The following is a 26824-nucleotide window of genomic DNA, read 5'->3' as shown; positions in this document are numbered from 1 at the left end:
CTTATTGTTCATCTTCCTTCTTTAACTTTGCTTCCACTGCTTGAAGTTTACTTTGCAGCGTAGATTTTTGGTCACGTCGATCATCTATCCGAATATTTGTAGCCACTCGGTCTATTCCACGTTTAAATGGAACCTCATGAATTTTCTTAACCACATCCAGTAAAGTGGATACATCACCTTCAATTAACGTACTCATGGGAGTTAATTGGTAAGTAATGTCGTGGGTTTTTGTCATTTCTTCTAGAACTTCTTGGATAGTAGCCACATAGCTGCTGACACTAGGGGTTTCCGTTCCAATTGGTATAATGGTGACATCGACTATTGCCATGACTTATCCTCCTCTTCCATTCTTTTTTTAAATAGTGATCTTGAAAACGCTACTTTCCCTAGTTGAACATAACTTTCAATTGCACATTCAAGATGCTTTTGTGTAGGCGTTTTTGTCGTAACCCGTTCTTGTAACCAATACGAGAGAGGCAATACAATTGCCACAACCCACTTAAAAGTAAAATGGCGATTAAACCTAACATATAGCGCTACAAACAATAAAGCAACATAGGAGCCAAGCATTAAGCTTGTCATTATAGAAAAGAAGACTACACTAAGCAGAGTGAGTATGGCGACACTCAAAAAGTAGACGACCACAAGTCCAGTCGAACAGCCACGGTTACGTACCGATGCCTGTGCCACCTTTTCCATCTCTTGATGATTTACTTTTCCTCTTGTGCTAAATACTTGATGCTCTGCTGCGTGATATTGTTTTAACTCGCCCGGAAAGAAAAAATGCGTACCAAATAATAAGTAGAAAAAACTATAAAAGGGAATGCCTTGCCATGATATCGGCAGTAGCTTAGGTACAACAATGAAAAGAATAACTAGTCCACAAATCGCTTTAAACCAGAAAGAACTTGATCGCCACACGAGCAGTGTTGCATGACCAAGTGTCTTTGCATTTAGAGGCTTACTCCATGAACGAAGCTCACCCTCTCGATCATGAAAGCTACAAGCAAGTGTTTGATTTGTCATGAAAAATACACCTTTTTCAAACGACATTCCACTAATTCTCAAGTAAATCCTCCAATGAATACGTCTTAACCCAATGCTGAACATTTTTCGCTTGTCCGAATTGAGGATTTGCAAACGTTGCGTCTTCAAGTAGTAGGTCCTCATGGTTTGTCCAAGTATGTAACAACGTCACCTTAACATTTTCTACATCTACTTCTGGCGGTAACCCTTGAATAAGTTGGCCTCTTGTACCGACACTTTGATGCTCTTGCATCTCTGTCGGAAATGCAAAAATAATCCCATTCTCTACAGCGAAACCGTCATAGGTTTGTTCTGGTTCGACAGGAAGCGTTACCTGACCTATTTCAACGGCTTGTGGATCTCCGTCAAACGACAACCCGATATAATCTATGCCATAAATGCCTTCTGTCGGAAGTTGGGGCCACGCCCATTCGATTGTAACGGCTTGCTGCTGGAAGACAGCAGTAAATTCTACTTCTTTCTGTAGTTCCTCGTTACTCAGCGTATCGTCTTGCGATAAATAGATAAAGCCTCCTAGCGCGATAAAAACCATTAAAATAGCCGGTAGAATAAATACAACCCAGTGCCTTTTCACTTTTCTTACTCCTTATCTGCTCTTTTTGTAAGCGGCGTGATTGGTAGGCCCGTTCCCTTTACCGATCGGTAGACCATAACGGATCGCTTCTGTTATAAAAACTTTTGCTCGCTTTACTGCTTCAAGAGGGATTGATCCTTTGGCGAGTTCAGCTGCTATAGCCGAAGCAAATGTACAACCCGTTCCGTGCGTATTCGTAAGTTGAATTCGCTTTTCAGTCAGCAATTCTAATTTCGTTCCATCGTAAAATACATCCACTGCGTCTCCATTAAAGTGCCCACCTTTTAATACAACAACATCAGGACCAAACTGATACAATTGTACCGCGAGTTCCTTTAGATCTGCAATGGTGATTGGTTCATGTGTGTTAGTCAATCGTAGCGCTTCTGGTATATTCGGTGTAAAGACGGTCGTTCGCGGCAGCAACGTTTCTTTTAAGGCTGTAACACCAGCCTCATTTAACAAACCCGATCCACTCGTTGATGCCATTACCGGATCGACAACAACATTTTTAATTGAATATGCGTCTATTACATGACAGACAACTTGAATATGTTCCTCACTAACAAGCATACCCGTCTTTAAAACATCGGTTCCAATGTCGCTGAGCACTGCCTCAAGCTGAGCCTTCAGAAAATCAGTACTAACCGGAAAAACCTCTTGCACACCCACTGTATTTTGCGCTGTTAATGCCGTAACGGCAGTTGTCGTATAGACACCTAACTCTTGACCTGTTTTAATATCTGCTTGGATGCCAGCCCCTCCACCAGAATCAGATCCTGCGACGGACAACATTTTAGGAATTGTCATTTTTTCCTCCTATGAAAAGCGTTCAGGATGAAACGCTTGAAGTGGGAATGAAACCTTTTCGCCTAAAAGATCTTCCGCCACCACTTTTGCTGTTATCGCACTTAATAAAATCCCGTTACGGTAATGACCGCATGCTAGATACACAGAGGGGTGATTGGTTAAACGTCCAATAAACGGAAAACCGTCTTGTGTGGCCGGACGCAAGCCTGCCCACTCATGAAACGGGGTTTCTTCTTCAAGAGCTGGTACCATTTTTTTGTTCCAGCGTTTTAAGCGATCAATCCCTTTGGCAGTAACAGCTGTTTCAAATCCCGCAATGTCTTCAGAAGCTCCGTTAACAATTGTACCATTTGCTTTTGGTACGAGATAGCCTTGACTCGTATAAACAATGTGACTTAAGAGCGGCTTTTCTGGTCGATAGGCACAAATTTGCCCTCGAATTGGATAGACGGGCAACTGCAGCCCGAGCGCTTCTCCTTGCTTCATCGCCCACGCTCCTGTGGCAATGACTACTTGATCAGCTTCCCATTCCATTGTATCAGTCTTGAGACGAACAGACGAACCTTCTACAATTTCCACTTCACCTAATTGCTCATAAATGTCTACTTTTAAATTTCTACATGCTGCTATTAAAGCCTTCACAAAATCTGGGGCATAAATATGGGCTTCATTTGGATAATAAATGGCCCCTTTTATGTCTCTTGATAAGTGGGGTTCTCGTTCTAATACTTCTTCTTGAGTTAATATGCGCATGTCTTCATTGTATTCACTTTGCCAAGATATCCTCGATGATAGGGGCAATAAATCCGCTTCATGGTACACGCAATGTAGGGTCCCGGATGGAGAAAATTCAAATTCCACACCAGATGTTTCTCTAACGAACGCTTGCCACTCAGGGTACATTCGAAGGCTTGCTAAGCTAAAGTCAAAAAACACATCTTGATCTTCCCCGATTTCAGAAAAAGGTGCTAGCATGCCTGCTGCTGCACCTGAAGCTTGTCCCCCACATGTATTCTTTTCCAAGACGGTTACATGTACCCCTTTATTTGCGAGCCTTAAGGCAATCGATAATCCGATAATACCCCCGCCAACAATAACGACTTTCTGCATAATAAAACCTCACTCGTTCATCTAATAACTTGTTGGACTACTTGCACTTGCATATGGTTTTTTAGCTATTCTTCCCGCCTCATACGCCAATTCACCTGCTTCAATAGCTAAGCGCATGGACGTTGCCATTTTTACAGGGTCTTTAGCTTTTGCAACTGGCGTATTCATTAAAATTCCATCCACACCAAGTTCCATCGCTTTTGTCACATCGCTAGCTGTGCCCAGGCCAGCATCAACAATAATTGGTACTCTCGCATCTTCTACAATTAAACCTAAATTGTATTCGTTGAGTATACCTAGACCTGTTCCAATGGGCGCTGCGCCTGGCATAACCGCATGTGCACCTGCTTCTTCTAATCGTTTGCAGAGAATAGGGTCATCTGACGTATATGGTAAAACAGTAAACCCTTCTGATACAAGAACTTCGGTTGCTTTTAACGTTTCAATCGGATCAGGTAGCAACGTTTTTTCCGAAGCACTAATTTCAATTTTAATCCAATCGCTTAAACCAGATGCTTTTGCGAGACGTGCAATTCGAATGGCTTCCTCTGCAGTGGAAGCACCAGACGTATTAGGTAAATATTGAAAGGTTTCACCATGTAAATGTTGCAAAATGGAATCTTCCATTGGCGCCTCCAAATTAACACGTCTTAAAGCAAAAGTTAGCACCTCTGCTCCCGATGCTTTGATGGCTTCATTTTGAACAAACGGGTTCGGATAGCGACCTGTTCCCAAGAAAAAGCGTGATTGAAGTGTCTTTCCGTTAATAGTCAATGATTCTTTTTTCATGTTCAACCTCCTCCAACAAAATGAACAAGCTCAACAGGCTTTTGTTCGTCGAGCTCGGTTACACTCCATTTTTCTCTTGGAATGATGTCTCCAGCTAATTCCACTACGACAAGCTGCCCATTTACATTTAACTCTGTCATTAAATCAAGCAATGTCTTACTTTCTACAATACGTTCTTTTCCATTTATCGTTAGTTTCATGCTTTCGCCTCATTAATCGCTTTAGTCAGCCGTTCTGCAGCTGCCTGCACATCGTCAGCTGCAACAACCTCTGTAATCACACATACCGCATCCGCTCCTGCTTCAATTACTTCGCGAACGTTATGGGTTTTTATACCGCCGATTGCTACAAATGGAATGGAAAGATTGGCTTTAATTTCTTTAATATAGGATGTTGTTACCGGATCAACGACATCTTCTTTACTATTGGTTTTAAAGATTGGGCCGACACCAATATAATCAGCACCACCTCGCTCGGCTTCTAACGCTTCTTCTAATTTATGAGTAGAGACACCAATAATCTTATCGTCGCCCACTAGCTTACGAACATGAGCGAGAGGCATATCATCTTGTCCTACGTGAACGCCATCTGCATCAACAGCCATAGCGATATCGATATAATCGTTTACGATAAAAGGAATTTCATATGACCGACAAAGTTCTTTGAGCTGCTTAGCTTTTTCGAAAACTTCTTTTCGACTGCTTGTTTTATCGCGAAGTTGTATAAAATCGGCGCCGCCCTTTATCGCATCCTCCATAACCGTCACAAGCTCTTTGCCTTTATGAAATGCTTCTCCTGTTATCACATAAAGTTGAAAATCTTTCATCTTCACTGCACTCCCTTTCGCAAAAAAACCGTAACCACAAGGGTTACGGTTTACACGCTACATTGTTTAATCTGCGTATGCCGACTTCCCTCCGCTGGTGTAATCCAGATCAGGTTAAAGGGTAAAAGAAACACGTTCTTATTCTCAGCCCAACTTCATCGGGCACCCCTAGTCTTTGCTATTTATTTTAGTATGACATAAGAGCTTTTATTTTTAAAGTGGTAAGAATCGAGACCCAGCGATACCAGGCTTGGTCATCTCTTTTGGATCAAGGATTTCATTTAATTCCTCTTCAGATAAGATGCCTCGCTCCAGGCAAATTTCCCGAACTGGTCGCTCTGTTTCTAATGCCTCTTTCGCAATTCTTGTTGCCACTTCATACCCAACATGCGGATTAATGGCGGTCACAATACCTACGCTATTCTCCACAAGTTCTTTACAACGTTCAATATTTGCTGTAATGCCAGAAATCGCATATTCACGGAACACACGCATTCCATTTTCAAGAATGGTAAGTGACTGTAATAAATTAAATACAAGTACCGGCTCCATCACATTTAACTCTAACTGACCAGCTTCAGAAGCAAGACTAATTGTATGATCATTGCCAATCACTTGGAAAGAGAGCTGATTAATGACTTCGCACATAACCGGGTTCACTTTACCTGGCATGATGGAGGAACCAGGCTGACGTGCTGGTAAATTAATTTCATTTAAACCTGTACGAGGTCCTGAACTCATTAAGCGTAAATCATTTGCTATTTTTGATAAATTAATTGCTAATATTTTTAATGAACTAGATAGCTCTGTATACGCATCTGTATTTTGAGTCGCATCAACGAGATCTTCTGCGGTTTTGAACGGTAAATTCGTCACGGTAGCTAAATGAGTGGCCACTTTTTCAATGTACTCAGGCTTTGCATTCAACCCGGTCCCAACAGCAGTAGCACCCATATTGACTTCATGCAAATGGTCAGCGGATCGACTAATTCGCTTTAAATCGCGGACCAACACTTTCCGATAAGAACCGAATTCTTGTCCTAATCGAATCGGCACAGCGTCTTGTAAATGCGTACGGCCCATTTTTAGTACATCGTCAAATTCATCTGCTTTCCCCTGCATTTCCGCAATAAGATTTCGTAATTCATCCGTTAACCCTTGGGTCATGTGCAAAGCAGCGATGTGAATAGCAGTCGGAAACGCGTCATTTGTCGACTGAGCCATATTGACGTGTGTATTCGGACTAACTTTTAAATAATCGCCTTTTTCCCCGCCTAAAATTTCAATTGCCCGATTGGCAATGACTTCATTCGCATTCATGTTAAATGAAGTCCCTGCACCACCTTGAATGGAATCAACTATAAACTGTTCGTTTAATTGTCCATTAATGACATCGTCACTCGCTTTAATAATGGCATCAGCAATATGCGGACGCAAGACGCCTACATCACGGTTTGCCATTGCTGCCGCTTTCTTGACATAACCGAACGCACGGATAAGTTCCGGGTGCGGTGGATAGCCAGTAATGGGAAAATTGTCTTTAGCTCGTAAAGATTGAATCCCATAATACGCATCCTTTGGTACTTGTTTATCTCCTAGTAAATCTCGCTCTATACGGTAATCCACCATCTGATGTTAACCTCAACTTTCAATTCTTAATTGCTTCTATTCTCATTTGCTTTAACAGCTTGTATCGCTAACCATACAGCTCCAAAAATACCTGCATCGTTTCCTAAATGAGCCAATTTAATTTCTGCCTGCTCCACTACACGTGGCAGGGCATACTGATCAAACACAACACGAAGAGGAGCTAAAAGGTCTTCTCCGGCTTTTGAAACGCCTCCACCAATAACAATCTTGGCGGGATTTAATGTATTTGCTAAATTGGCAATCGCGTAGCCTAAATGATCAATCGCTTCCATAATTACTTCTGTCGCTACTTGATCTCCAGCTTTCACCGCTTCAAAAATGTCTTTTGTTGTTAGTATTAGAGATTCACTTTGAGAAAGAATCGATGTTCTTCCTGCTTCAAGTTTTTCTTTAGCTAAACGAACCATTCCCGTTGCAGAAGACACGGTTTCCAAGCACCCGGTTTTTCCGCAATTACAAAGAGATCCTCCTTCTTTCACAGAAGTAATATGACCAATTTCTCCACCCATACCGCCTACACCATGAAGAATTTGTCCTCTTGTAATGATACCACCACCGACACCTGTTCCTAGCGTAACAAACAACTGTTCAGTAGCGCCATCTCCAGCACCTTGCCATTTTTCTCCAAGAGCTGCTAAATTCGCATCGTTATCAACTCTCACAACAACGCCTAAAGCTTTCTCTAACTCGTCTTTTAATGGGTAATCACGCCAGCCAATATTAACAGCATGATAGATAAAGCCTGTTTCCATCTCAATAAAACCAGGAGCTCCTACACCTGCACCCATTAGTGTCTGGTCATCATCTAGATTTGCTTTAACCGTTTCAGCAATGTCGTTAACAATATTCATTCCATTGTTCTTTATATCAGTAGGTATTTCCCATTTTTTCACTAAATCGCCTTCATTTGTAATAAACGCAAGCTTAACGGATGTTCCCCCTATGTCAATTCCTGCATAAAGCTCATTCCCCATTAGAATCCCCCATTCCAAGTTTCGCTTCCTCTTGTTTTAAAATCAATATTGCGCCTTGATACGTATGGCTTGATATCATTCCATATTGATGTAAATCTTTTATTTCTTTTTGCATGAGTTGCAAATCCATTCCGCGGTCTCTTGTATAAATAAAAGAACCATATTGCTTTAATAAGTCTCTAATATCTACGATCGATTTCATCTATACACCTCATGTCCTATTATAACAGCTTTATGACTGTAACTAAAAGGAATGAAGCAAGTGGAATAACGGCAGCGAGGTATGCGTTTTTTACCCACATCAACATAGAATTATACAGCAAAATGCCGATAAAAACCGCTAACGTGAAGAAAAAAGTCATCGTAATCGTAAAAAAAGTTCCATATCCGAGCGTTCCCCACTGTAAACCCATAAAGAAAAACAAACTGGCCAAAATCCAAGCGATTGGTTTATAAAAAAGTTGATAGCCAAAAGCAGGATGGTATGAACGTATCATGGCGATAATAAACAAAAAGGAACAAATCACAATCGCAATATCAAAAAAACGAAAGCCGAACCAAGAAAAACTTACGAGCGCGACAAACATGCCAATGTAGCTAAAGAATAAAAAATAAAAGCTTAGGACTATGAGTACAACAATGGGCGGAAGTCCACGCATAAACGTGGATACCCCTCCTAACGTCAGCCCAATTGCTAGGACAAAAAATACAATAACAAACCAAATCCACATCTCATCAACCCCTGTGCTGATTTCTCGTTTCTACCATCCTATGTTTTTATTTGAGATTTCAGGACAGGTTTGCGATGATAGAGGGGATTGATTAGGAAAGAGGTGGCATCAATATGGCAAGAGATGTAAATGAAGTACTAGAGCATGCTATTCGAGGCGGTTTGGAGACAAAGCCTGCAGAAAGACGTATATTCTTAACAACAATCGCTGAGCGTCTTCATCTCGCGTTAACCATAAATCAAGTTCGTTCTAACGTGGTTTATCCAGAAGTAGAGCGCGTCCTAAAAGCTAAGCCAAACATACAAATGTTTATTAACGGACAATTAGCCTATTCAGATTACAACGAGTATGTAAAGCTTGCGATGATAAACAACATCCCTTATACAGTTGTTTCTGCAACAACAGACACTCCCTTTGGTCTTGTAATTGCCAATCAGAACATCCCTGTAGAAACAAGTCATCCGTACATAGAAGATGATGTACACAAGCAAGATATCGAACGTTATTAAAAAAGGTAGACCTGCTACCTATCCGGATCTTGCGGATGGTTGATAGCAGGTCTACGATTTTTTAAAGGCATTGGAATTCGGAAAAACACATCTCGCAACGCTTTAAGATTAAATGGGATAAATGGCCACATATATGGAACACGAAGCCCTCGCAGTCGAACTAAAGCGATAAACCATAGTGTTGCGCTACTAACAAAGCCAACTGGGCCAAACGCTGCAGTTGCAATTAAAAACAAAAGGCGCATAAACCGATTTGCCAGCGAAAGTTCATAACTTGGTGTAGCAAATGTTCCTACAGCAGCAATTGCTAAGTATAAAATCACTTCAGGTGAAAACATTCCTACTTGAATAGCAATATCCCCAATTAAAAGTGCGGCCACTAACCCTAATGCTTCGGCTACCGCATTGGGCGTATGAATAGACGCCATTCTCAGCATTTCGATCCCAGCTTCTGCTATCATAAATTGAATAAAAAGTGGAATACTCCCATCCTCTTGTGTTCCAATAAAAGAGTACGCTTCTGGCACCAACTCTTGATTTGTCGCTAGCATATACCAGATAGGTAATAAGAAGAGCGAGATAAACACTGCCGAAAAACGCACAAATCGAAGTAACGCACCAATGACAGGCTTTTGTCGATATTCTTCTGCATGCTGAAGCAAATTCCAAAATGTTGTCGGGGTTATCATTGCACTTGGAGAACCATCCACTAGTAGGATGACATGTCCTTCGTATAAGTGAGTTGCGCATACATCGGGTCGCTCACTGTAGCGCACAAGTGGGTATGGGTTTCCCCCTTCTTTAAAAACAAACTCTTCAATCGTCTTATCAGCCATTGGCAATCCATCGGTATCAATTGCTTTAATGGATTCACGGATTTGATGGACATAATCGGGATCGGCAATATCAGCAATGTAAAGTAAGGCTGTATCCGTTTTAGAGCGTCGTCCAATTTGCTGATATTCTACACGGAATGTTCGATCTCTTATCCGTCTTCGAATTAAAGCGGCGCTCATCACTAATGTTTCAACAAGACCATCTCTTGAACCGCGAACGACTTTCTCCGTATCGGGCTCTTCTGGACCGCGAACAGGATACTCCCTTGTATCAATGATAATACAATAAGGAAGACCTTCTACAAGAAGAACCGCCGGCCCGGATAAGACTTGATCAATAGCAGTATCAAGATCTTTTTCTTGTTCAATCTCCGCATACGGAATGCGGCTTTTTATGAGCGCATCGTAGGATTCGTCTACTTCTTCTTCACTCGTATGTGAGAGTTCACGCTGAATTTGTGTGAGCGCACTATCTTTCCCAAACCCATCCACTAGAAAAAGGGCCATTTTTCGATTGGCGTGAACCATTTCCAAACAAATGATATCAAAGTTCTTATCAACAGCCAGTTCTTCTTTTACATAAGCGAGCTTCTCTTCATAGGATGAATGGCTTGTTATCCCTTTATCTTCACTACTCATCTTGAACCCCCTATTCTCTTCATCTAGGTTGCTCGTTCAAGTCTAAATCTATGTAAGGTAGGCGATGAAAAGGTAGGACAAAGTCACTCATTCATTCAGTTTCTCGTATTACTTATGTGGATGAAGCGAGTTGTTCATCGATCTGTTGTTCGATTTCATAATAGTAATCCATGTCTGGAATTTGACTATCCTCTCCATACTGGATTGCTTGCTGGATTGATTCTTTCGCTTGATCATAGTTTTCTTGTTCAATATGAATAAGCGTTAAATTAAACCAAGCTTCTGGAAATGCTTGCTGCTCTTGAAGCGCTTTTTCCAAATGTTCTTTTGCCTCCTGAACCCGTTCTTGCTGAATATCAAGATACGCTTGCATAAACAAAAGTTGAGGCTGCTGACCATCTTTTTCTAACCCATTCGTAATAAACACTTGCGCCTCTTCATATTGCCCTGCTTCAAGCAAACGTTGACCTTCTAATACCGCTAATTCAGGCGAAGCGTTCGCTTGTTGTTGTCCGAAATAAACAAGCGTCAGGGAAGCGATCACGTATATTGCGAAAGCACTAATGGAAAGGTAGAATGGCGTTTTCTTTTTTTCTTTCGGCATCTTCACTAAAGCGGCCATTAGAAAACCTCCTATTAGACCTCCTATGTGCGCCCCATTATCAATTCCCGGAACAATAAAGCCTAGCACAAGATTAAATCCGAGAAGCAATAAAATATTTTTTCCTAACGTGCGAAAGAACAATGTTGGGTGCTTTAAGCCAAAATAGAGAAGTGCCCCAAAACAGCCGAATAATGCGCCTGAAGCACCAGCCGATACATAATCATTGAATGCAAAACTGACAATGGAGCCAAATAAGCCGGCTGCAAAATAAATGATTAAAAAGCGCATAGAGCCAAAGAGTTGCTCTACTGCTGTTCCAAGAAAGAACAGTGCCATTGCATTAAAGGCTAAGTGCATCAATCCGATATGCAAGAACATGGAGGTGACCAATCGCCACCATTCTCCCTCTACAATTAATGGATTATATTTAGCACCGTAATCAATAAGCACTTGTATATTTGTACTTCCACCATTCGTCTCTAAAAGAAAAAACATCACGACAAAAGAGAGTAACAGGGCATAAATAAAACGTGGTTTACCAAATTGAAGCGTTTTTTCTTCATTTTGTCGGCGTTTGCTGTTGACTTGCTTTACTTGCCCCCGAATTCGTTCAATGAATTGCATCATTTCATCATCTGATGACTGTAAACGTAGTGGAGGAATAGTATCTTTAGCTAATTCGTGATCTAGTACCTCCTGATACTGAGCCACACTTGTATGCAGAGCAAGGTTGCGAATGGTTCCTTTGTTTCCCTTGACTTGAAACGGTGCAAGGGCATCTTCCCATGAATCAACAGGAGGCTGACTCATTACATAAATATTTTCACCTTGAATTTTCCATATACCAAGCTGCTTATAAATGGATTCAAATTGTTGTTGTGCATGTGATATATCACGCTTTAAGCGGTTGGACCAATCCACTTCTGAATAAACAAGACGTATAACTCTTCTCGGTTTCACTGAATCATCTTCAAACCAAGCTTGTGTATCATGAAGAGCAAGCAAGCGAAACTGTTTATGTAGCACGTAATGTTCAATTAATTGCCAATAAAGATAACGGTGAGCCATTTCGTTCATCCGCACCTCCTCCTTCCTGACTGTCATTATAGCAAGTTTTTGCAGAATAAGAATCTTTCTTGCTTACAAAAAAAGCTCTGATACAATTGTCAGAGCTTCTCCGTCGTATGAGGAAAAGAAAATAATGACCCCATCAACTTTTGACGTACAAATGGGATTCTGAGCGCAAACCGAATGAGCACTCTTCTTAGTCCTGGTTGTCTCATCATTGCATTTACGATTTTATAACGATATTTATAAATACTTATTCCAACAACAAGAATCGAAAGGATGGAACAGACTTGTTTCATATCGACACCTCCATATATCTACATATAGGATGTGACGGACAAACTTATTTCATCCTTAATGAAGAGTATGAATTAGTTTCCAATGTATTTACTATAAATCGTCTTGGCTCGAGTAGGATCGTCCACTCCTTGAACTAACACACGCCCATCTGGAAAAACAACAATCGTCTCCGTTTCATTGATCGCTGCCCGTATAAGGAAAGGTGTCACTTTCACTTGTGCAACTGCTTCTAACTGCTTCGCAATGTGAGTTAGATCAAAAGGAGCCGGTGCAGTAATTTGAATAGACTGACGCCCGCAAAGAGTTGTTTGAGAACGAGAGCGTTCATTTAATGCAGGAAACTCTTCTTTTTCACACGTAGGGCAACCTGGTCGATTCTGAGAAAACGTTATCGTTTGATGTGTATTCGACCAAATATCAAATGACTCTAGCGTTGATCGCTGTTTCTCACCTGCTCCCACCAAATACTTCATCGCTTCAATAACTTGTAGTGATGCCACTATATCAATGATCGGTGCAAGAACACCGACGGTATCACAAGTCTCTCCTGCTGTACCGCCACTTTCAATAAAACAGCGAAGACATGGTGTGACGCCTGGAATAAAAAATGCGCCCATGCCTCTGGTACGAACAGCCCCACCATAGCTAAAAGGAACTTTCCATTTAAAACACGCATCATTTAAAAGAAAGCGCGTCTCAAAATTATCTGTTCCATCTAACACAACATCAATCCCATCCATAAGCCGTTCAATCGATTCCACCGAGACATCTTCCACAACTGCTTCAATGGTAATGTCAGAATTCACTTTTTCAAGTGCACGCTTTGCCGCAACCGCCTTAGGTACGAGTTGATGAGCATCCTCTTCTGTAAAGAGCATCTGTCGCTGCAAATTACTCATTTCAACAAAATCACGGTCTACTAAACGAAGAGAGCCAACTCCTGCCCTCGCTAAATGATTTGCAATCACAGTGCCAAGTGCACCAAGGCCAACTATAAGTACGCTGCTATGTAATAATTTCGCTTGTCCTTCTTCACCAATACCATTAAATAATACTTGTCGTGAATAGCGTTCCATGACTTACCGTTCCCCTTTTAAAAAAAGATAACCGCACCAATGACACCCATTAGTGCACCTGCTCCTGTACAGCATAAGTTAACGACATCGTTCGTGACAACCGATAACCCTCTTATCCGTACCGTTTTTTCACAATGGTACGTTTTTTCCGTCTCCAAACCACAAGATGGGCAACGGTATAAGCCTTGTATCGTCGAGCCTAGCACACTGTCTAATACATTTCCTAAGAAGCCAATTAGTGTAAAGAAAAACAACCAAAGATAGCTGACACTCGTTTCATTCCACCAGATCATAATAGCCGTACCTGCTAGTATAAAGCTTCCAGCAAATGCTGCTGCCATCCCTAAGCTTGTCACCCCTCCGGACACGCCTTTTTCAACCTTTTTCCGGGAAAACAAATCGATTGGCTTGTCTTGGCTCAGCTTGCCAATTTCTGATGCCCACGTATCAGCCATTGCTGTTGCTAGACACCCTACAAAACCAGCTATAAAAAGAGTAGCCAGTGAAGGGAAAATGACTAAAAAGAGGGAACAGATGGCTGCATGGCCCCCATTCGCTAACACTTGAAATGCATCACGCTTGCCATGCTTTTGAACGACTTCTTGATCAACACTTGCCCCTTTTAATTTACCTAATAAAATAGAACTACCAAAGAATACCGCAAATAAGAGTAAACCAGCAGGGCCTACACCGATAACCGTTACTGTACCGACTAAAAAAGCTGCAACCGCCCCTGACATGGTTAGCTTATGTGACAAAAATAACGTCACACATCCAAGTAAAATAAAGCTAAGCCATCCAATTAACATGGCCATTTCTCACTAAGAACAAGGTCCATCCTCATGTCATGTGCTTCAGTAGGAATGGATTCAATGAGCTGCTCGTTAAAACATAACGACACTGTCTTCCCTTTGAATAAAGGCAAATACCGATCGTAAAAACCGCCACCCATTCCGAGCCGCGATCCGTCTTTTGAAAAAGCAAGGCCTGGAACAATAAGCAAATCCAACTCTTTTGGGCTTACATAAACACTCTGGTTTTCTTTTGGCTCATATAGATTGTAGGGACGAAGCTCAAGTTGGTTTAAGTTTTGAATGAAATAGAAATGCATTTCGCGTGCTTTCATATTAGTACGTGGTAATGCCACTTTCTTGCCTTGTTTGTAGGCATACTCCATTATTGGCAATGTCGCCACTTCTGGGAAACGCGCGTACGTTAATCCGATTGTGCCAGCTTGTTTCCATTCTTTTGTTCGATAAAGCTGGTTTGCCAACGCTTGTGATCGTTCTAAATACTCAGTCTTATTCATTTGTTCGAGCTGTTTTTGCAAACGTTGTCGTAATTGTTGTTTCAACACCTCAGCTCCTCACTAAAAAAGTCAATAAAAAGAAGCAGCGGTAAACCGTCTGCTTACTTTGTTTCACGATGAAGTGTATGGCGCTTTAAACGCGGATTATATTTCTTAAGTTCAATACGCTCTGGGTTTGTGCGCTTGTTTTTTGTCGTAATATAATTACGGTCACCGTTTTCAGTACAAGCTAAAGTAACTTGAACACGCATGTGCTATCCCTCCAAACTCTCTCTTACATACCTAAATAGAATAGCAAAAGCGAACCGTAAAATCAAGACTTAATTAACGAACGTTGTTAAACACTCTGTTGCGCTAAATAATTGGATCGTTTTAAATGAACCATATTTTCGCTACTCATTTGTACAAGAGATGCATTGATCGTTTCGTTGGCACGTAATAAACAAGTGCACACCATTAGACTTTCAGTTTTCGTCGCAGAAAACGGCGCAAAAAACAATTTTCCTAACGGCTCATTCCAGATCTGATTCACTAAGCCGACACCATACTGGATGGATTGAGCTTTCGGCATTTGTATAGAAAATAAAGAATATTTCTCATCTGAATAATGGATAAGTGCTTTTTCAGCAGGTGAATAAAACGATAGCCCTTCTTGTGTGTACGTAATTTGCTGGGCTAACAATTTGACACTGCTATCGGAGTGTCCTTCATTCTTCATCGAAATCATTCGCTTAACACCAAGTTCTTCTTGTAATGACTCATCACGGATTGTTAGTTTTATATTTAAGCCTTTATGGTATGCCTGACTTACAATAACAGTGTTTGTACTAGAAAAAGCAGCATTGACAATCCAGCCTTCTTCACCAACCCACGTTGTTTTTCCATCATACCAGAGGCCAATTTTAGATAAGTGCTGAGAATGCAGAGTAGACCGTAAGCGTAAATGGATATCAACCGTAAAAACCGGCTTTGTCCCAATGGCATAAAAAATGTTTGATACATGATTGTTTGTATTCATATCTTCACTCCTTCTAGTAAGATGTCGGTTCTTTTTACTTCACATCACGAGTCTCTGTTTATTAAGCATACTGGCTTCTCGCCATTTCCACAATGAGTGCAAATTGTATGTTTTTGTAATCGCTTTTTTACTCGTTACAGCAAGTGTTCTCACCTCCTCATAGTCTAAAAAAAGCTTGGTTGATAGAGATTATGACTAAAGCTGTCAAAAAATGACGCACGAATAGATAAATTTTCATTAACCTGATGAAACGTACGTAATTTCATGTATAATGGAGAGTGCGAAAACGATCCATAGGAGGGAACAACACATGGAATGGATGTTAGCGCTCTTGCTTGGAACAGCAATTGTTCTGCTTATTGTTTCTTTTGTTAAAGAGGACAAAGGTTCAAAAATAGAAGATCAAATCGAACATTTATCAATTTCCTTTATGCAAGAGCTTCATCAAGTAAAAAATCAATTAAGAGACATTGAATTAGATGCGGAAATTGCAGCTAAAGATGCACAACAGCAAAATCGCTCCAATTCACATCAACAGCTATTAAGGGAGATCCTAGACTTGCACAAGCGTGGCTATTCCGTAGAAGGTATTGCATTGGAAACGTCCCTTGAACCACATGAAGTCGATCGTCTTTTATCCCCTTACCTCGACGGACAAGTAGAAGAAAGGACAAAAGTTGCCAATGACGCGTAAAACTATTCGTAGCTTTGCTGGTGGATTATTGATTGCTTCTGGTGTCTTGGGGATCACATACTTTATTGGAAACGATCAAGAGGCTGTTTCTAGTTCTGATTTTACAGAAGAAGAAATGGTCGCTCACTTACAGGAGAATGGCTACGCGGTTGAGACACAGGCTACTTGGGATGAGTTAGAGGCACAACTTGCAGAAGCGCAAAACACTGATGCTGAAGAAGAACCCTCTGATAACAACGAAGGAGAAATCGCGTACAGAACGATTCTTCACGTTGTACCAGGAATGACTAGTATCGATGTAGGTGAAATGTTAGAAGAAGCGGGTATTGTAGATAGTGCCTATGATTTTTATGAAGAAGTTGATAATCGTGGGTTATCCAATGATTTACGTCCGCAAGTTACAGGAGAGTTAACGAGCGAGATGAGCTTAAGCGAAGTTGTAGATGAATTTTTCTAAGCTTACACATTTCTATTCGACAGATAGCATATATATCCTTTTAAAAAATACAAAAATCTACATGTTCTACGAATCATGTATCGGAAGTTCGGCGATAGCCGAGCTTTTTCTATTTAAGCTTCTCGATTGATTATTATAATATTGACATTACCATATTAAACCATTATTATTACAATATATAAAGGTTACATATAATATGAAAAAAATTATTATTTCAAGTTTTCTTACTGCACTATTCCTTTTAATTAGTTTTTCTATTACGGAAAAAGCAGATGCCGCTTACCATCCGTGGCAGAAATTTAAAGAGTTTGGAAGTACATGTGAAGTTAGAGCATGGACGGACTACTTGTCTTATGGAAGAACAGCAACTACAGTAGATTTCTTTTTAGAACAAAGGGGTAACTGCGGAACATTAAGTTATTCTGCCGGTGTAGAGGGGAGCTACTGGAACGCTATTTCATCTTTAGAAACAGGGAGCTTTGCAAACCGTACTCCTGTTAAAAAATCTAGAATTTTTAGCGGTGTCACCGGAGTTACAGAAAAAGGAACGTTAGTTGCGAGATTAACAAAGGGAAAAATTTATGCCGATTATAATAAGGGCAATGTGCTTACATTTAGATATTAATTCTTAATAAAGCTTTATATTTAAAAGACTTATCTAACTAACTTAAAAAAAAGATCTTTAGGCTATTATCAAGCATTCTTCACTCGTGTGATGATAACCTGTTTTTTTCTAATGAAAATTGCACACAAAAAAACACCTTCAAATTTTATTTTGTTAAGGTGTTTTTTTGTGTTTTATTGTATAAAGATAAAATTATTTTGTTTGAAATTCAGTCATGCTTAATAACTTTTATTGCTCTTCAAACAAATCGACTTCTTCGACAACAGAATCCACTTCTTCTGGACCGTTCCGTTCATCTTGCAAGTCGTAGTAAGCTTCGGTTAAATCTGTTGCGATTTTTTCAGAGATTTTATTACCGGATGTTCCTGAAGGAGGAACATTCGTATCTGGCGTCATAATTGCAAACGCAATTTCCGGATCATCGTAAGGAGCGTAACCAACAAAGCTTAAATTGTTCGTCGGTCTACCATTTAAGAATGACTGAGCTGTACCGGTTTTTGCAGCGATATTTAAATTATTTGATACACCACTCGCTGTACCATTTGCATTCGTTACAACGGCTCGGAATGAATCTTGTACTGCTGCAATATCGCTTTGGCTCATATCAACGGTATTTAACACTTCTGGGGTATTTGTGCGAACAACAGCACCATCACCATCACCATTCGGGTTCGCTTCTACAATTTCTGTAACGAGGCGAGGACGCATCCGTACGCCATCGTTGGCAATTGTGCTAACATACTGCGCAAGCTGAAGGGTCGTATACGTATCGTACTGGCCAATCATAAAATCAAGTAAATTACCTGATTCCTGAACACCTTCCGAAGCAAAGCCTGTCGCTTCATTTGGCAGGTCTATGCCTGTTTCTCCTCCAAGACCAAATTGATGAAAATAATACTTCACTTGATCCAAAACTTCATTTGCTTTAGTGTGACTGAAGATACTTGCGCGAGGACTATAATTAAAATCTGCCATCCGCATGGCAATTTCAAACATATAGACGTTGGACGAGCGTGCCATTGCTTCACGAAGGGCAACATGGCCTATAGATGTACTTAACGAAGCTTTTCTTGTACCATCGCTAAATTCAAGTCGTCTGTCATGAATAACCGTGCTTGGAGTGATAACACCTTCTTCTAGACCAGCTAGTACAGAGGCACCTTTTACAACTGAACCTGGCATATAGGCGTTTTGAAAGACGCCTGTTGGGTTGCTAAATCCTTCCCCCCCACGTTCTTTCTGGAAGCCACTCATCGCTAAAATATCGCCTGTTTTTGGGTCCATTACAACCGCATAAGAAGACGCATCTTCTACAAAGATTCCTTGATTTTGAAGAACTTGACGTTCCACAATGTCGTCAAGGATTTGCTGATATTCCATATCAATGCTTAACACAAGATCATTGCCTCGGCTACCTGGCGTTTCTTCAATAAGCTGTTCCATTGGGCCATTGCCTTCACGAGTATTCGTTCGAACGACTTCCGCTTTTTGCCCACGTAGTACATCCTCATACTGTTTTTCCAAAAAACTATTACCTACTAAGTCTGAGCGCATATAGCCTCTTGCTAAATAATCATCAACGGATTCTGTTTGGATTGACCCTACTCTTCCATAAATATTTTTTAGCGTATCACCATACACGTATTCTCGGACAGAATCCCGCTGAATATTAATGTTCGGTAAACGGTCTAAATGCTCAGCAAGCTTAGGCGCTTCTTCATCGGTTAGCCCTTGCTTAATTCGCTGTGGGGAACCGTTTGTCCCTCTTAGCATATGAGAAAAAATAGCAATAACTTGCTCTTCTTCCTCTGAATAATTCGCAATCATCTCATCGGAAATAGCGTCAATCATACGCTGATACTCCGTGGTTTCATCTTCGTCGCTGTATTCAATGTCTTCAATGAGAGCTCTACGTTCTTGGGGTTCCAATTTTGTGTAATAATATTCTCTTTTATCACGGTCGCGTAAATTTTCTGTGTCTACTGTAATAAATTTAGCCACTTCTTCAGCAATCTCAATCATATCTCCACCGCTTTGATTTCCTGGGTTCGTATATGTAACCGATAGTTCTAAGCTATTTTCTACAACAGGATACCCATAGCGATCTGTAAAAATCCCTCGCGGTGCATCAATAAGGGCTGTTTGATTGGATACATGCTTCAACTCTTCTTCATATTCCTCACCATTTACAATTTGCACAAGGCCTAGTCGCAAAATTAATGCAGAAAAAAGTAAAAACACCGCAAGAAATAAAATGTTTAATCGCAATGAAACGTGATGTTTCTTATTGTTTTTTGATTCGCCCATTAGACAACCTCCCTGACTCTATTACAGGTAAAAAGACACCCGAACTCCGGATGCCTTTAATTAAAGTAGTCATACCCGCTTGTGCCGTTGCAAATGAATGCTTTATGAACCTACATCGGTAGGTGGGTGTTCGCAGTTAAAGGTTCGCTGTCTAGTACATGCTAGCTTAGCGTTGCTTTACTCATTTAGAACTCCCTTTTAACATTCAAGGTTCAAAGCATAAAAAAGTTTACGAACACGGCAGGTAATACACTTGTTATTATAAAATAGAACGAGAATCCTGTCAAAGCTTGTAGAGATTTTACACAGTTTTATCAGGACTACTCTGCCCTTCTGATTCGTTGACGTTTGGCATTACTTCCGAGTGACCATCTGGAGGCTGAATTCGTTTAACAAAAAAATAAATCCATAAATGACCAGACCCTACTATTAACAGCACATATGGAATCGATTGTTCTTCAGGGAAAATGGAGATAATCCCGATAAAAAAGAGAATGGATGCAATACGGCCGATATTTAAAAACCATTCCCTGACAATAATGTATTCCACTCGTAACTCGGCTGCCCTACTCGCTTTGCCAATAACATCATATGTTAACGATATATAAGGAATGAGTAGGAGCGGATAAGCCACCGATATAATAATTCCATAAAGAATTAATTTAGAAAACGTCAGATCGAATAAGAGTAAAAATATTGCTCCGTATAACAACAATCCACCAATAAGAATGGCTCGCTTTCGATACGCCACTTTAAGTAAACGCGCAGTTAAATAATAAAAAATAAATTGGGTACCTGAAGTCACTAATCCATATGTCCCCAATGCAAGTTCGTTATTCGTTACCACAAAGACCCAGACAACGATGACAAAAACAAACGTCCCTTCCCTCAATCCTTGCGTAACATGCGCCCAGGTGACTTTTCGCCAATCTTTATTTCGTTTACGCTCGTTTAGCACATGTTTAATATTAAAATTGCCTTTGGCGTGACGTTTCCCTAGCCATATGGTCAAAATAACTGCTAGTAAAAACAATGTTAAGGATAGGGCAAAAATAAAGAAATACCCCTCATAGCCAGTTCGTTTCGTAATAATAAACCCTGCAGTTAGAGGACCCGTCATCCCTGCAAAAGAGGTTAACAACCCTAAGAAGCCATTAAAAAAATCTCTTGTCTCTGGCTCGGTTACTTCAAACGTTAGTACGTTAAAAGCAAGCCAGTAGAAACCTGTACCGAGTCCAATTAGTGAGCCAAGGAGCAGTAAATGTTGCGCTGCATTTTCTCCCACAACTAAAACAGCGATATAGAACAAAGACATCAAACTAATCCCAATACGAAGCACATAGACGCGATCAATGTGCTTTGATAACTTTCCAGCCATTAAAAATGCAAGTGGTTGAAAAATAACAGACATTAAGTTGTAGAGGGCAAGATCGATAAATTGACCTGATTGCTTCCATAAAAAAACATTGACAAACGTATTCGACAAAGCCACGCTCAACGCATAAAGTCCACCAATGGATAATAATAATTTTAAATCTTTTGATGCAACAACGTGCCCAAAAATACTGTCCATCCATTTTTTTGGCATGACCTCACCACCTTACCAGTAGTGTGTCTGTTTCATTTTTGGCTATGCATATATTTTTGTAATAAAAAAAGAAAGGCAATGCTTCCATTTGCCTTCCTCGATGGTTTATTCCTCGCGCTGTGCTGTTGTATATTCATCAAGTGTATCGCCATGAGCTGAGTCATTTTTAAACTGGCTTAATCTTCCTGTACGCTTTTCACCGTGGTTTTTATTCTCTTTAAACTGATTGTTTTTCTTTTTATCTTGGTTACTCAATACAATCCCCCCATTCTTTTAAGTAGTATGCCACAAAGAAAAGCGGATTTATGCAAAAAAGACTACAAGGTGGTTACCTTGTAGTCTTATAATACTCATACTTTCTTATTTTGCAGCTTCGTAGCGCTTAGACACTTCATCCCAGTTAACAACATTCCAAAATGCTGAAATGTAGTCAGGACGACGATTTTGGTAGTTTAAGTAGTACGCATGCTCCCATACATCTAATCCTAAAATAGGTGTTTTTCCTTCAGTAAGAGGAGAATCCTGGTTTGGTGTGCTTGTGATTTCCAAGCTGCCATTGTTTACAACAAGCCATGCCCAGCCTGAACCAAAACGACCTTTTGCCGCATCAGCGAATTTTGTTTTGAATTCGTCAAGGCTACCGAATGTAGACTCGATATCATTCGCTAACGCACCCGTTGGAGCACCGCCACCATTCGGGCTTAGTAACTGCCAGAATAATGCATGGTTAGCATGTCCACCGCCATTATTACGTACTGCTGTACGAATGTTTTCTGGTACAGAATCTAAGTTCGCAACAAGATCCTCGATATCTTTACTTGCAAGATCTTCGTGACCTTCTAGAGCAGCGTTTAAGTTTGTAACATAGGTGTTGTGGTGTTTACCATGATGAATCGTCATTGTCTGTTCATCAATGTGTGGTTCTAGTGCATTTGCTGCATAAGGTAATTCTGGTAATTTGTAAGCCATGTTAAAGCTCTCCCTTCAATACTAAACTGATTTTACTTCTCAATTAGAGTACCACTAAAAAAAACAAACGGCAACGAATATGCTCACATCTGCTTTACTGAGTACTATTCCCTCCAAAACAATGAGTAAACATAAAAAAACCTTGTTGCATGCAATGGCAACAAGGTTTACGGAACGGAGGAAGAGGGATTCGAACCCCCGCGGGCTTTGACACCCCTGTCGGTTTTCAAGACCGATCCCTTCAGCCGGACTTGGGTATTCCTCCAAGTGGTGGACCCTGTAGGACTCGAACCTACGACCAATCGGTTATGAGCCGAGTGCTCTAACCAACTGAGCTAAGGGTCCACTTATTTAAATCATAATGGGGCGACCGATGGGAATCGAACCCACGAATGCCGGAACCACAATCCGGTGCGTTAACCACTTCGCCACGATCGCCATAATACTATGTAAGGGTTGGTAGCGGCGGAGGGGATCGAACCCCCGACCTCACGGGTATGAACCGTACGCTCTAGCCAGCTGAGCTACACCGCCAAATGGCTCCACAGGCAGGATTCGAACCTGCGACCGATCGGTTAACAGCCGATAGCTCTACCACTGAGCTACTGTGGATTACTCATCACTTGTCCATTCTGTTAAGGACAAGAGTTATATTATCATGTATTTTTGCATAGTGCAATACTTTTTTTTAAAAAGATCGGACAACCGCCCGATCTTTTTAAAATTTATTGCTCGTCGATAACTGCTTCGGCAATATTTACAGAATGGTCACCAATTCGCTCAAGGTTCGAAACAATGTCAACAAAAATAATTCCGGCAGCTCCCGAGCATTCACCATCGTTCATTCGTTTAATGTGTTGCTTTCGAAGCTTTCTTTCCATCTTATCAATTAACTCTTCATGCTTCAAGACATCATTTGCTTTATCCAAATCATCTCTTTCCAATGATTCCATCGCTTCTTCTAGCGTTGAATACGTCAACTCGAACATTTCGTTCAAGTCTTTTAACGCAATGTCGGACAAGCTCACTTTATTTGCTTTCTGATAGTCTTTTAGCTCGACAATGTTTTCCATATGATCGCCAATGCGCTCAATATCTCGCACGGCATTTAATAAGGTTGAGTGTAAGTTTGAATCTGATGCTGACAAAGAGCGTGACGATACTTTTATAAGGTAATCGGTAATCTCTTTATCAAGGTTGTTAATCGCTAGTTCATATTGAAGAGCGAGGTCAGCATCTTTCTTCTCGCCTGTCTCCATATATTTAATGGCTTGCTTTAAAGCTTTTTTCGAGTAATCAGCCATATGAATGACTTCTTGTTTAGCCTGTCCAAGCGCAATAGCTGGTGAGCTTCCAATAAAGATCGGATCGAGATGCTTCGGCTTATAGTCTAGATCAAGTTCCTGACCTGGCACAAGCTTCGTTACAATATAAGCGAGTACACCAATTAACGGAAATTGAACAATAACGTTGGCTACGTTGTACACCCCGTGTGCAGCTGCAATCTGTAGCGTGTTGCTCAGACTAAATTGATTCCCCAAGAAGTCTATAAACATCACAAAGAATGGGAAAACAGACATTATTAATATAGCGCCAATTAAGTTAAAGACAACATGAGTTAACGCAGCGCGTCGAGCTGAAACCGTTGCACCAATGGCAACTAAAACAGCCGTTAAGGTCGTTCCAATATTATCCCCAATTAAAACAGGTAAAGCCGCGGCTAAATCCATGGCACCTTGTTCATATAATTGCTGGACGAGTCCTATTGCTGCAGTTGAGCTTTGTAAAGCAACTGCAAGAATGACACCAACGACAACTCCAAGTAGCGGATTATCACTCATACGTGCCGTAAATTCAACAAACGGCTCCCACCCAGCTAACGGGCGTAGACTTTGTCCCATTAAATTTAAACCGTAGAACAACCCTCCGAAACCAAAGATAACTTGGCCGATAGCGGTAATTCTTTTCTTCTTGAAAAAGAAAAGCAAGAATGCACCAATTGCCATAATCGGTAATGCATACTCTTTAATAGGCAAACCGATAATAAACGCCGTTGTTGTCGTACCAATATTTGCACCCATAATAACACCAATTGCTTGACGCAACGTCATAAATCCGGCATTTACAAGCCCAATTGTTAAAACCGTTGTCGCTGTACTGCTCTGAAGCAATATGGTTACAACAATACCTGAAAGTAGACCCATAAAAGGATTGGTTGTGTATTTATCTAATAACCCTCTTAATCCGTCTCCTGCTGTTTTTTGCAACCCATCTCCCATATACTTTACGGAAAATAGGAAGATTCCGATCCCCCCCTAGGAACGTAAACAGCAATACTTGAAACTCACTCACTCATCTCATCCCTTCATAAAAAACTCATTTTTAGGTTTTCGACAAACCTCAACAATGATGTTCCGCATCTATTATTAAACGATCATAAAGAATTTGTAAATAAGCTTTTAAATATCTTTACACTTTTTTTACAAAACAAATAAATTGTAAGCCTACTCATCAGTCGTTTCCTCCAAGATAGGATTTAATACCTAGCTATTCCTATCCATACAAAAAACCAGCTTGTGTAAACAAGCTGGTTTTAGCTATTTTCTTCTGGAGTCTCTTCTTTTTGTTGTTCATTTTCAGAACGCCTTATTAAAATCCTTGTCCCGTCGACAGAAATCACGTCGACCTCTGTCCCTGCTTCAATCCATGTACTTCCACTTGTAGCACTATAAGGTTCACCGTCTATTTCCACTGTTCCTGTTGGTCGAAAAGCTGTTAACGCTTTCCCTTTTTTCCCGACTAAACCTTTGTAACTTTCATTAATGGAATTGTATCCAGCTTCTGATGAAAGAGATTCTTTAAGTGTCATTTTTGACCACATATTTCGATGTGGAAAAATTTTCAAGAAAAGCAAAGAAGCAACAGCGCCAATAACAGTCCCCATACCGACTAAAATACTATAAACAAGATCTGGTGCAGGCGTTGCCAGACCAACAATCATAAATAGAATTCCAATTGCGGCAATCGTTCCATCAGACGTGACATTTCCATCAAAAATAATGAGTGCAAGACCAATCAGGTAAAAAATAATAACCCAAGTGCTTGCATCACCATTTAAGTGGTGCAAGAAGTACACGCTAATTAACCCAAGACCAAGTAGCCCAAATAATCCCTTTGCTCGGACAAGTAATTCTCCAATTAAAAATAGTGTTCCAAGGGTAACAACTAGGAATCCAACCGTTGCTGAATCTAACCAGTCAATCAAGTCAGTAACCTCCATTCATAGAAATTTACTACTACTCTCCCCTTATTACGTATCTTCACTCTAAAACGTTTCAAAAAATAAAAAATAGGGGGCTTCCCCCCTATTATGAACTAAAAAAGCTGCGAATGGAATTGAAAAAGCTTTTGAAACCCTCAATCATTCGATCAAAAAACGAGCGGGCTTCTTCACTTTCTAAAAAACCACTTAAATTGTCACGTACTTTATCAAGCTGGTTCGAAACGGTATCCCAATCAATGTTTAAGTCTTTCATTTTCATAAACAATGCTGACAGTTCATTTACTTGGGAATCGGTTAACGTTACATTGATTTCTTCTGCTAACTGAATAATAATCGTACGCATCTCTTCTTCAGATTCAATTGACGTTGTCGCAATCTTTTCTTTAACTAATGTAATAAGCTCAGCAGCTTCTTCTTCACCAATCGCATCTCCAAGTTCTGCTGTACGAACCATTTCTTCGTTTGCAACATTCTTCTGTTCTTCTGGAATGACTTGATCCGTGGCGGACTCATAGGCTTTAATTAAGCCTGTCAAAGCAGCTGTTCCCGAAACATTAAATGGAGCCGTCACATAAACTTCTGCGTCTTTTATCCCCGCTGTAATAAGCGCGTTTGCATACATTTCATTTGTCACCCATGTAATTCGATCAGAGGTTACGTGAATACCAGTATCCGGTTCACTTAACGTTATTTTTGAAGACGAAAAGGCTTTACTTCCAATTGTTTGCGCACTAATGTAATCACCTAAGTATTTATGCTCTTCCTCATTTGTGACATAAAGCGTTGGAACATCTGAACTCACTTCCATTCTTTCCAACATTTCATTTTTTTGGGACTCACTCAAATCTTGTCCTAATGTAACAAAGACATCTCCAGGTACAGCATCTGCCTCGGCCACATTTCCAAATGGATACACGAGCAAAGCTAGTGTCAGTAATATACTGAATACTTTTAAAAATGGCTTCAAATAACATTCCACCTTCCTAACGTTCCTACTTAAAACGTTACCTGTTTCCCTTTTATTAGAAAAG

Annotated in this window: 31 protein-coding genes, 5 tRNA genes, 1 other RNA gene and 1 riboswitch; of the genes, 4 read left to right on the top strand and 33 right to left on the bottom strand. The window is 40.5% G+C overall.

What is annotated here, in order from left to right; genetic code table 11:
* Position 1: 1 nt before the first annotated feature.
* The 12 genes from PQ477_RS16585 to PQ477_RS16530 form a co-directional block, all read right to left on the bottom strand.
* Positions 2 to 328: an MTH1187 family thiamine-binding protein gene (locus tag PQ477_RS16585; RefSeq protein ID WP_035394157.1), complete on the bottom strand. Its 327-nt coding sequence runs from the start codon at positions 326 to 328 to the stop codon at positions 2 to 4.
* Entirely contained in the window at positions 319 to 1026 is a 708-nt protein-coding gene (locus PQ477_RS16580; protein WP_274272507.1) for a DUF1385 domain-containing protein, read from the bottom strand. The genes PQ477_RS16585 and PQ477_RS16580 overlap by 10 nt, the downstream gene beginning before the upstream one ends.
* A 31-nt stretch (positions 1027 to 1057) precedes the next feature.
* Positions 1058 to 1621, bottom strand: coding sequence for a hypothetical protein (locus tag PQ477_RS16575; protein WP_274272506.1), 564 nt, complete (start codon positions 1619 to 1621; stop codon positions 1058 to 1060).
* A gap of 12 nt (positions 1622 to 1633) precedes the next feature.
* Positions 1634 to 2431, bottom strand: a complete 798-nt coding sequence (thiD, locus tag PQ477_RS16570) for a bifunctional hydroxymethylpyrimidine kinase/phosphomethylpyrimidine kinase (RefSeq protein WP_035394162.1) — start codon at positions 2429 to 2431, stop codon at positions 1634 to 1636.
* Between the two features lie 9 nt (positions 2432 to 2440).
* Positions 2441 to 3541, bottom strand: coding sequence for a glycine oxidase ThiO (thiO, locus tag PQ477_RS16565; RefSeq protein ID WP_349775489.1), 1101 nt, complete (start codon positions 3539 to 3541; stop codon positions 2441 to 2443).
* 21 nt (positions 3542 to 3562) lie between these two features.
* On the bottom strand, positions 3563 to 4330 hold the full coding sequence (locus PQ477_RS16560) for a thiazole synthase (protein WP_144558784.1): 768 nt from the start codon (positions 4328 to 4330) through the stop codon (positions 3563 to 3565).
* Between the two features lie 2 nt (positions 4331 to 4332).
* Complete coding sequence (gene thiS, locus PQ477_RS16555; protein ID WP_035398090.1) at positions 4333 to 4530, bottom strand: sulfur carrier protein ThiS; 198 nt, start codon at positions 4528 to 4530, stop codon at positions 4333 to 4335.
* Positions 4527 to 5156, bottom strand: a complete 630-nt coding sequence (gene thiE, locus PQ477_RS16550; protein WP_035398092.1) for a thiamine phosphate synthase — start codon at positions 5154 to 5156, stop codon at positions 4527 to 4529. Before thiE ends, thiS begins: the two co-directional genes overlap by 4 nt.
* Before the next feature lie 69 nt (positions 5157 to 5225).
* Positions 5226 to 5336, bottom strand: a riboswitch (TPP riboswitch).
* A 33-nt stretch (positions 5337 to 5369) separates the two neighbouring features.
* On the bottom strand, positions 5370 to 6785 hold the full coding sequence (gene aspA, locus PQ477_RS16545) for an aspartate ammonia-lyase (protein ID WP_060705081.1): 1416 nt from the start codon (positions 6783 to 6785) through the stop codon (positions 5370 to 5372).
* Between the two features lie 26 nt (positions 6786 to 6811).
* The gene (locus PQ477_RS16540; RefSeq protein ID WP_060705082.1) at positions 6812 to 7780 is read right to left on the bottom strand and encodes an ROK family glucokinase; all 969 of its coding nucleotides are present in this window, start codon (positions 7778 to 7780) and stop codon (positions 6812 to 6814) included.
* Positions 7770 to 7982: a YqgQ family protein gene (locus tag PQ477_RS16535; RefSeq protein WP_035398095.1), complete on the bottom strand. Its 213-nt coding sequence runs from the start codon at positions 7980 to 7982 to the stop codon at positions 7770 to 7772. Before PQ477_RS16535 ends, PQ477_RS16540 begins: the two co-directional genes overlap by 11 nt.
* Positions 7983 to 8001: 19 nt before the next feature.
* The gene (locus PQ477_RS16530; protein ID WP_144558783.1) at positions 8002 to 8511 is read right to left on the bottom strand and encodes a hypothetical protein; all 510 of its coding nucleotides are present in this window, start codon (positions 8509 to 8511) and stop codon (positions 8002 to 8004) included.
* Between the two features lie 113 nt (positions 8512 to 8624).
* Between PQ477_RS16530 and PQ477_RS16525 the strand changes: the two genes are divergently transcribed.
* A complete protein-coding gene (locus PQ477_RS16525) occupies positions 8625 to 9020 on the top strand; it encodes a YueI family protein (RefSeq protein WP_035398101.1) in 396 nt (131 codons plus the stop codon).
* A gap of 14 nt (positions 9021 to 9034) precedes the next feature.
* Here PQ477_RS16525 and PQ477_RS16520 read toward each other — a convergent pair whose 3' ends face one another.
* The 8 genes from PQ477_RS16520 to PQ477_RS16485 form a co-directional block, all read right to left on the bottom strand.
* Positions 9035 to 10495 carry a spore germination protein gene (locus PQ477_RS16520; RefSeq protein ID WP_274272505.1) on the bottom strand — a complete coding sequence of 487 codons (1461 nt, stop codon included), beginning with the start codon at positions 10493 to 10495 and terminating at the stop codon, positions 9035 to 9037.
* Between the two features lie 112 nt (positions 10496 to 10607).
* Positions 10608 to 12176: a rhomboid family protein gene (locus PQ477_RS16515; RefSeq protein WP_035398105.1), complete on the bottom strand. Its 1569-nt coding sequence runs from the start codon at positions 12174 to 12176 to the stop codon at positions 10608 to 10610.
* Positions 12177 to 12265: 89 nt separating this feature from the next.
* Positions 12266 to 12466, bottom strand: coding sequence for a hypothetical protein (locus tag PQ477_RS16510; protein WP_035398108.1), 201 nt, complete (start codon positions 12464 to 12466; stop codon positions 12266 to 12268).
* 72 nt (positions 12467 to 12538) lie between these two features.
* Positions 12539 to 13543, bottom strand: a complete 1005-nt coding sequence (locus tag PQ477_RS16505; RefSeq protein ID WP_144558781.1) for a ThiF family adenylyltransferase — start codon at positions 13541 to 13543, stop codon at positions 12539 to 12541.
* Positions 13544 to 13560: 17 nt separating this feature from the next.
* Entirely contained in the window at positions 13561 to 14352 is a 792-nt protein-coding gene (locus PQ477_RS16500; protein WP_274272504.1) for a DUF92 domain-containing protein, read from the bottom strand.
* Positions 14346 to 14897, bottom strand: coding sequence for a 5-formyltetrahydrofolate cyclo-ligase (locus tag PQ477_RS16495; protein ID WP_035398111.1), 552 nt, complete (start codon positions 14895 to 14897; stop codon positions 14346 to 14348). Before PQ477_RS16495 ends, PQ477_RS16500 begins: the two co-directional genes overlap by 7 nt.
* 56 nt (positions 14898 to 14953) lie before the next feature.
* A complete protein-coding gene (gene rpmG / locus PQ477_RS16490; RefSeq protein ID WP_035398113.1) occupies positions 14954 to 15103 on the bottom strand; it encodes a 50S ribosomal protein L33 in 150 nt (49 codons plus the stop codon).
* Between the two features lie 86 nt (positions 15104 to 15189).
* On the bottom strand, positions 15190 to 15870 hold the full coding sequence (locus tag PQ477_RS16485) for a hypothetical protein (RefSeq protein ID WP_035398114.1): 681 nt from the start codon (positions 15868 to 15870) through the stop codon (positions 15190 to 15192).
* Positions 15871 to 16180: 310 nt separating this feature from the next.
* Between PQ477_RS16485 and PQ477_RS16480 the strand changes: the two genes are divergently transcribed.
* The 3 genes from PQ477_RS16480 to PQ477_RS16470 all read left to right on the top strand — a co-directional run bounded on the left by PQ477_RS16480 (position 16181) and on the right by PQ477_RS16470 (position 17646).
* The gene (locus tag PQ477_RS16480; protein WP_035398116.1) at positions 16181 to 16564 is read left to right on the top strand and encodes a hypothetical protein; all 384 of its coding nucleotides are present in this window, start codon (positions 16181 to 16183) and stop codon (positions 16562 to 16564) included.
* On the top strand, positions 16554 to 17021 hold the full coding sequence (locus tag PQ477_RS16475) for an MltG/YceG/YrrL family protein (protein WP_035398118.1): 468 nt from the start codon (positions 16554 to 16556) through the stop codon (positions 17019 to 17021). The genes PQ477_RS16480 and PQ477_RS16475 overlap by 11 nt, the downstream gene beginning before the upstream one ends.
* Positions 17022 to 17217: 196 nt before the next feature.
* Positions 17218 to 17646, top strand: coding sequence for a hypothetical protein (locus tag PQ477_RS16470; RefSeq protein WP_055736009.1), 429 nt, complete (start codon positions 17218 to 17220; stop codon positions 17644 to 17646).
* A 228-nt stretch (positions 17647 to 17874) separates the two neighbouring features.
* Here the strand turns inward: PQ477_RS16470 and PQ477_RS16465 are convergent, their stop codons facing one another.
* The 13 genes from PQ477_RS16465 to PQ477_RS16405 form a co-directional block, all read right to left on the bottom strand.
* Positions 17875 to 19953 (bottom strand): peptidoglycan D,D-transpeptidase FtsI family protein, encoded by a 2079-nt coding sequence (locus tag PQ477_RS16465; RefSeq protein WP_274272503.1) that lies wholly within the window; start codon positions 19951 to 19953, stop codon positions 17875 to 17877.
* 68 nt (positions 19954 to 20021) lie between these two features.
* Positions 20022 to 20203, bottom strand: a non-coding RNA gene (gene ssrS, locus PQ477_RS16460) — 6S RNA.
* 51 nt (positions 20204 to 20254) lie between these two features.
* On the bottom strand, positions 20255 to 21541 hold the full coding sequence (locus PQ477_RS16455; RefSeq protein ID WP_144558779.1) for an MFS transporter: 1287 nt from the start codon (positions 21539 to 21541) through the stop codon (positions 20255 to 20257).
* A gap of 105 nt (positions 21542 to 21646) precedes the next feature.
* The gene (locus PQ477_RS16450; RefSeq protein ID WP_164468424.1) at positions 21647 to 21796 is read right to left on the bottom strand and encodes a hypothetical protein; all 150 of its coding nucleotides are present in this window, start codon (positions 21794 to 21796) and stop codon (positions 21647 to 21649) included.
* A gap of 105 nt (positions 21797 to 21901) precedes the next feature.
* Complete coding sequence (sodA, locus tag PQ477_RS16445) at positions 21902 to 22510, bottom strand: superoxide dismutase SodA (RefSeq protein ID WP_060705095.1); 609 nt, start codon at positions 22508 to 22510, stop codon at positions 21902 to 21904.
* Between the two features lie 175 nt (positions 22511 to 22685).
* A tRNA-Ser gene (locus PQ477_RS16440) sits at positions 22686 to 22775 on the bottom strand.
* A 3-nt stretch (positions 22776 to 22778) separates the two neighbouring features.
* A tRNA-Ile gene (locus PQ477_RS16435) sits at positions 22779 to 22855 on the bottom strand.
* A 17-nt stretch (positions 22856 to 22872) separates the two neighbouring features.
* Positions 22873 to 22948: transfer RNA gene (locus PQ477_RS16430), tRNA-His, on the bottom strand.
* 19 nt (positions 22949 to 22967) lie between these two features.
* Positions 22968 to 23044 (bottom strand) — tRNA-Met (locus tag PQ477_RS16425).
* Between the two features lie 3 nt (positions 23045 to 23047).
* Positions 23048 to 23122, bottom strand: a tRNA-Asn gene (locus PQ477_RS16420).
* Between the two features lie 113 nt (positions 23123 to 23235).
* Entirely contained in the window at positions 23236 to 24777 is a 1542-nt protein-coding gene (locus PQ477_RS16415) for a Na/Pi cotransporter family protein (protein ID WP_349775488.1), read from the bottom strand.
* A 326-nt stretch (positions 24778 to 25103) separates the two neighbouring features.
* A complete protein-coding gene (locus tag PQ477_RS16410) occupies positions 25104 to 25775 on the bottom strand; it encodes an NfeD family protein (protein ID WP_144558777.1) in 672 nt (223 codons plus the stop codon).
* A 103-nt stretch (positions 25776 to 25878) separates the two neighbouring features.
* Positions 25879 to 26760, bottom strand: a complete 882-nt coding sequence (locus PQ477_RS16405) for a DUF1002 domain-containing protein (protein ID WP_035398121.1) — start codon at positions 26758 to 26760, stop codon at positions 25879 to 25881.
* Positions 26761 to 26824 lie beyond the last annotated feature (64 nt).

It is taken from the genome of Shouchella hunanensis (assembly GCF_028735875.1).
GTDB lineage: Bacteria > Bacillota > Bacilli > Bacillales > Bacillaceae_D > Shouchella > Shouchella hunanensis.
The sequence above is the reverse complement of the archived record's forward strand: the minus strand, read 5'-3'. Positions and strand labels throughout refer to the sequence as shown.

Excerpts from the sequence above, each read along its gene's own strand:
- PQ477_RS16585 (WP_035394157.1), bottom strand. The coding sequence starts at position 328 with ATGGCAATAGTCGATGTCACCATTATACCAATTGGAACGGAAACCCCT.
- PQ477_RS16580 (WP_274272507.1), bottom strand. The coding sequence starts at position 1,026 with ATGACAAATCAAACACTTGCTTGTAGCTTTCATGATCGAGAGGGTGAG.
- thiD (WP_035394162.1), bottom strand. The coding sequence starts at position 2,431 with ATGACAATTCCTAAAATGTTGTCCGTCGCAGGATCTGATTCTGGTGGA.
- thiO (WP_349775489.1), bottom strand. The coding sequence starts at position 3,541 with ATGCAGAAAGTCGTTATTGTTGGCGGGGGTATTATCGGATTATCGATT.
- PQ477_RS16560 (WP_144558784.1), bottom strand. The coding sequence starts at position 4,330 with ATGAAAAAAGAATCATTGACTATTAACGGAAAGACACTTCAATCACGC.
- thiS (WP_035398090.1), bottom strand. The coding sequence starts at position 4,530 with ATGAAACTAACGATAAATGGAAAAGAACGTATTGTAGAAAGTAAGACA.
- thiE (WP_035398092.1), bottom strand. The coding sequence starts at position 5,156 with ATGAAAGATTTTCAACTTTATGTGATAACAGGAGAAGCATTTCATAAA.
- aspA (WP_060705081.1), bottom strand. The coding sequence starts at position 6,785 with ATGGTGGATTACCGTATAGAGCGAGATTTACTAGGAGATAAACAAGTA.
- PQ477_RS16540 (WP_060705082.1), bottom strand. The coding sequence starts at position 7,780 with ATGGGGAATGAGCTTTATGCAGGAATTGACATAGGGGGAACATCCGTT.
- PQ477_RS16535 (WP_035398095.1), bottom strand. The coding sequence starts at position 7,982 with ATGAAATCGATCGTAGATATTAGAGACTTATTAAAGCAATATGGTTCT.
- PQ477_RS16530 (WP_144558783.1), bottom strand. The coding sequence starts at position 8,511 with ATGTGGATTTGGTTTGTTATTGTATTTTTTGTCCTAGCAATTGGGCTG.
- PQ477_RS16525 (WP_035398101.1), top strand. The coding sequence starts at position 8,625 with ATGGCAAGAGATGTAAATGAAGTACTAGAGCATGCTATTCGAGGCGGT.
- PQ477_RS16520 (WP_274272505.1), bottom strand. The coding sequence starts at position 10,495 with ATGAGTAGTGAAGATAAAGGGATAACAAGCCATTCATCCTATGAAGAG.
- PQ477_RS16515 (WP_035398105.1), bottom strand. The coding sequence starts at position 12,176 with ATGAACGAAATGGCTCACCGTTATCTTTATTGGCAATTAATTGAACAT.
- PQ477_RS16510 (WP_035398108.1), bottom strand. The coding sequence starts at position 12,466 with ATGAAACAAGTCTGTTCCATCCTTTCGATTCTTGTTGTTGGAATAAGT.
- PQ477_RS16505 (WP_144558781.1), bottom strand. The coding sequence starts at position 13,543 with ATGGAACGCTATTCACGACAAGTATTATTTAATGGTATTGGTGAAGAA.
- PQ477_RS16500 (WP_274272504.1), bottom strand. The coding sequence starts at position 14,352 with ATGTTAATTGGATGGCTTAGCTTTATTTTACTTGGATGTGTGACGTTA.
- rpmG (WP_035398113.1), bottom strand. The coding sequence starts at position 15,103 with ATGCGTGTTCAAGTTACTTTAGCTTGTACTGAAAACGGTGACCGTAAT.
- PQ477_RS16485 (WP_035398114.1), bottom strand. The coding sequence starts at position 15,870 with ATGAATACAAACAATCATGTATCAAACATTTTTTATGCCATTGGGACA.
- PQ477_RS16480 (WP_035398116.1), top strand. The coding sequence starts at position 16,181 with ATGGAATGGATGTTAGCGCTCTTGCTTGGAACAGCAATTGTTCTGCTT.
- PQ477_RS16475 (WP_035398118.1), top strand. The coding sequence starts at position 16,554 with ATGACGCGTAAAACTATTCGTAGCTTTGCTGGTGGATTATTGATTGCT.
- PQ477_RS16470 (WP_055736009.1), top strand. The coding sequence starts at position 17,218 with ATGAAAAAAATTATTATTTCAAGTTTTCTTACTGCACTATTCCTTTTA.
- PQ477_RS16465 (WP_274272503.1), bottom strand. The coding sequence starts at position 19,953 with ATGGGCGAATCAAAAAACAATAAGAAACATCACGTTTCATTGCGATTA.
- PQ477_RS16455 (WP_144558779.1), bottom strand. The coding sequence starts at position 21,541 with ATGCCAAAAAAATGGATGGACAGTATTTTTGGGCACGTTGTTGCATCA.
- sodA (WP_060705095.1), bottom strand. The coding sequence starts at position 22,510 with ATGGCTTACAAATTACCAGAATTACCTTATGCAGCAAATGCACTAGAA.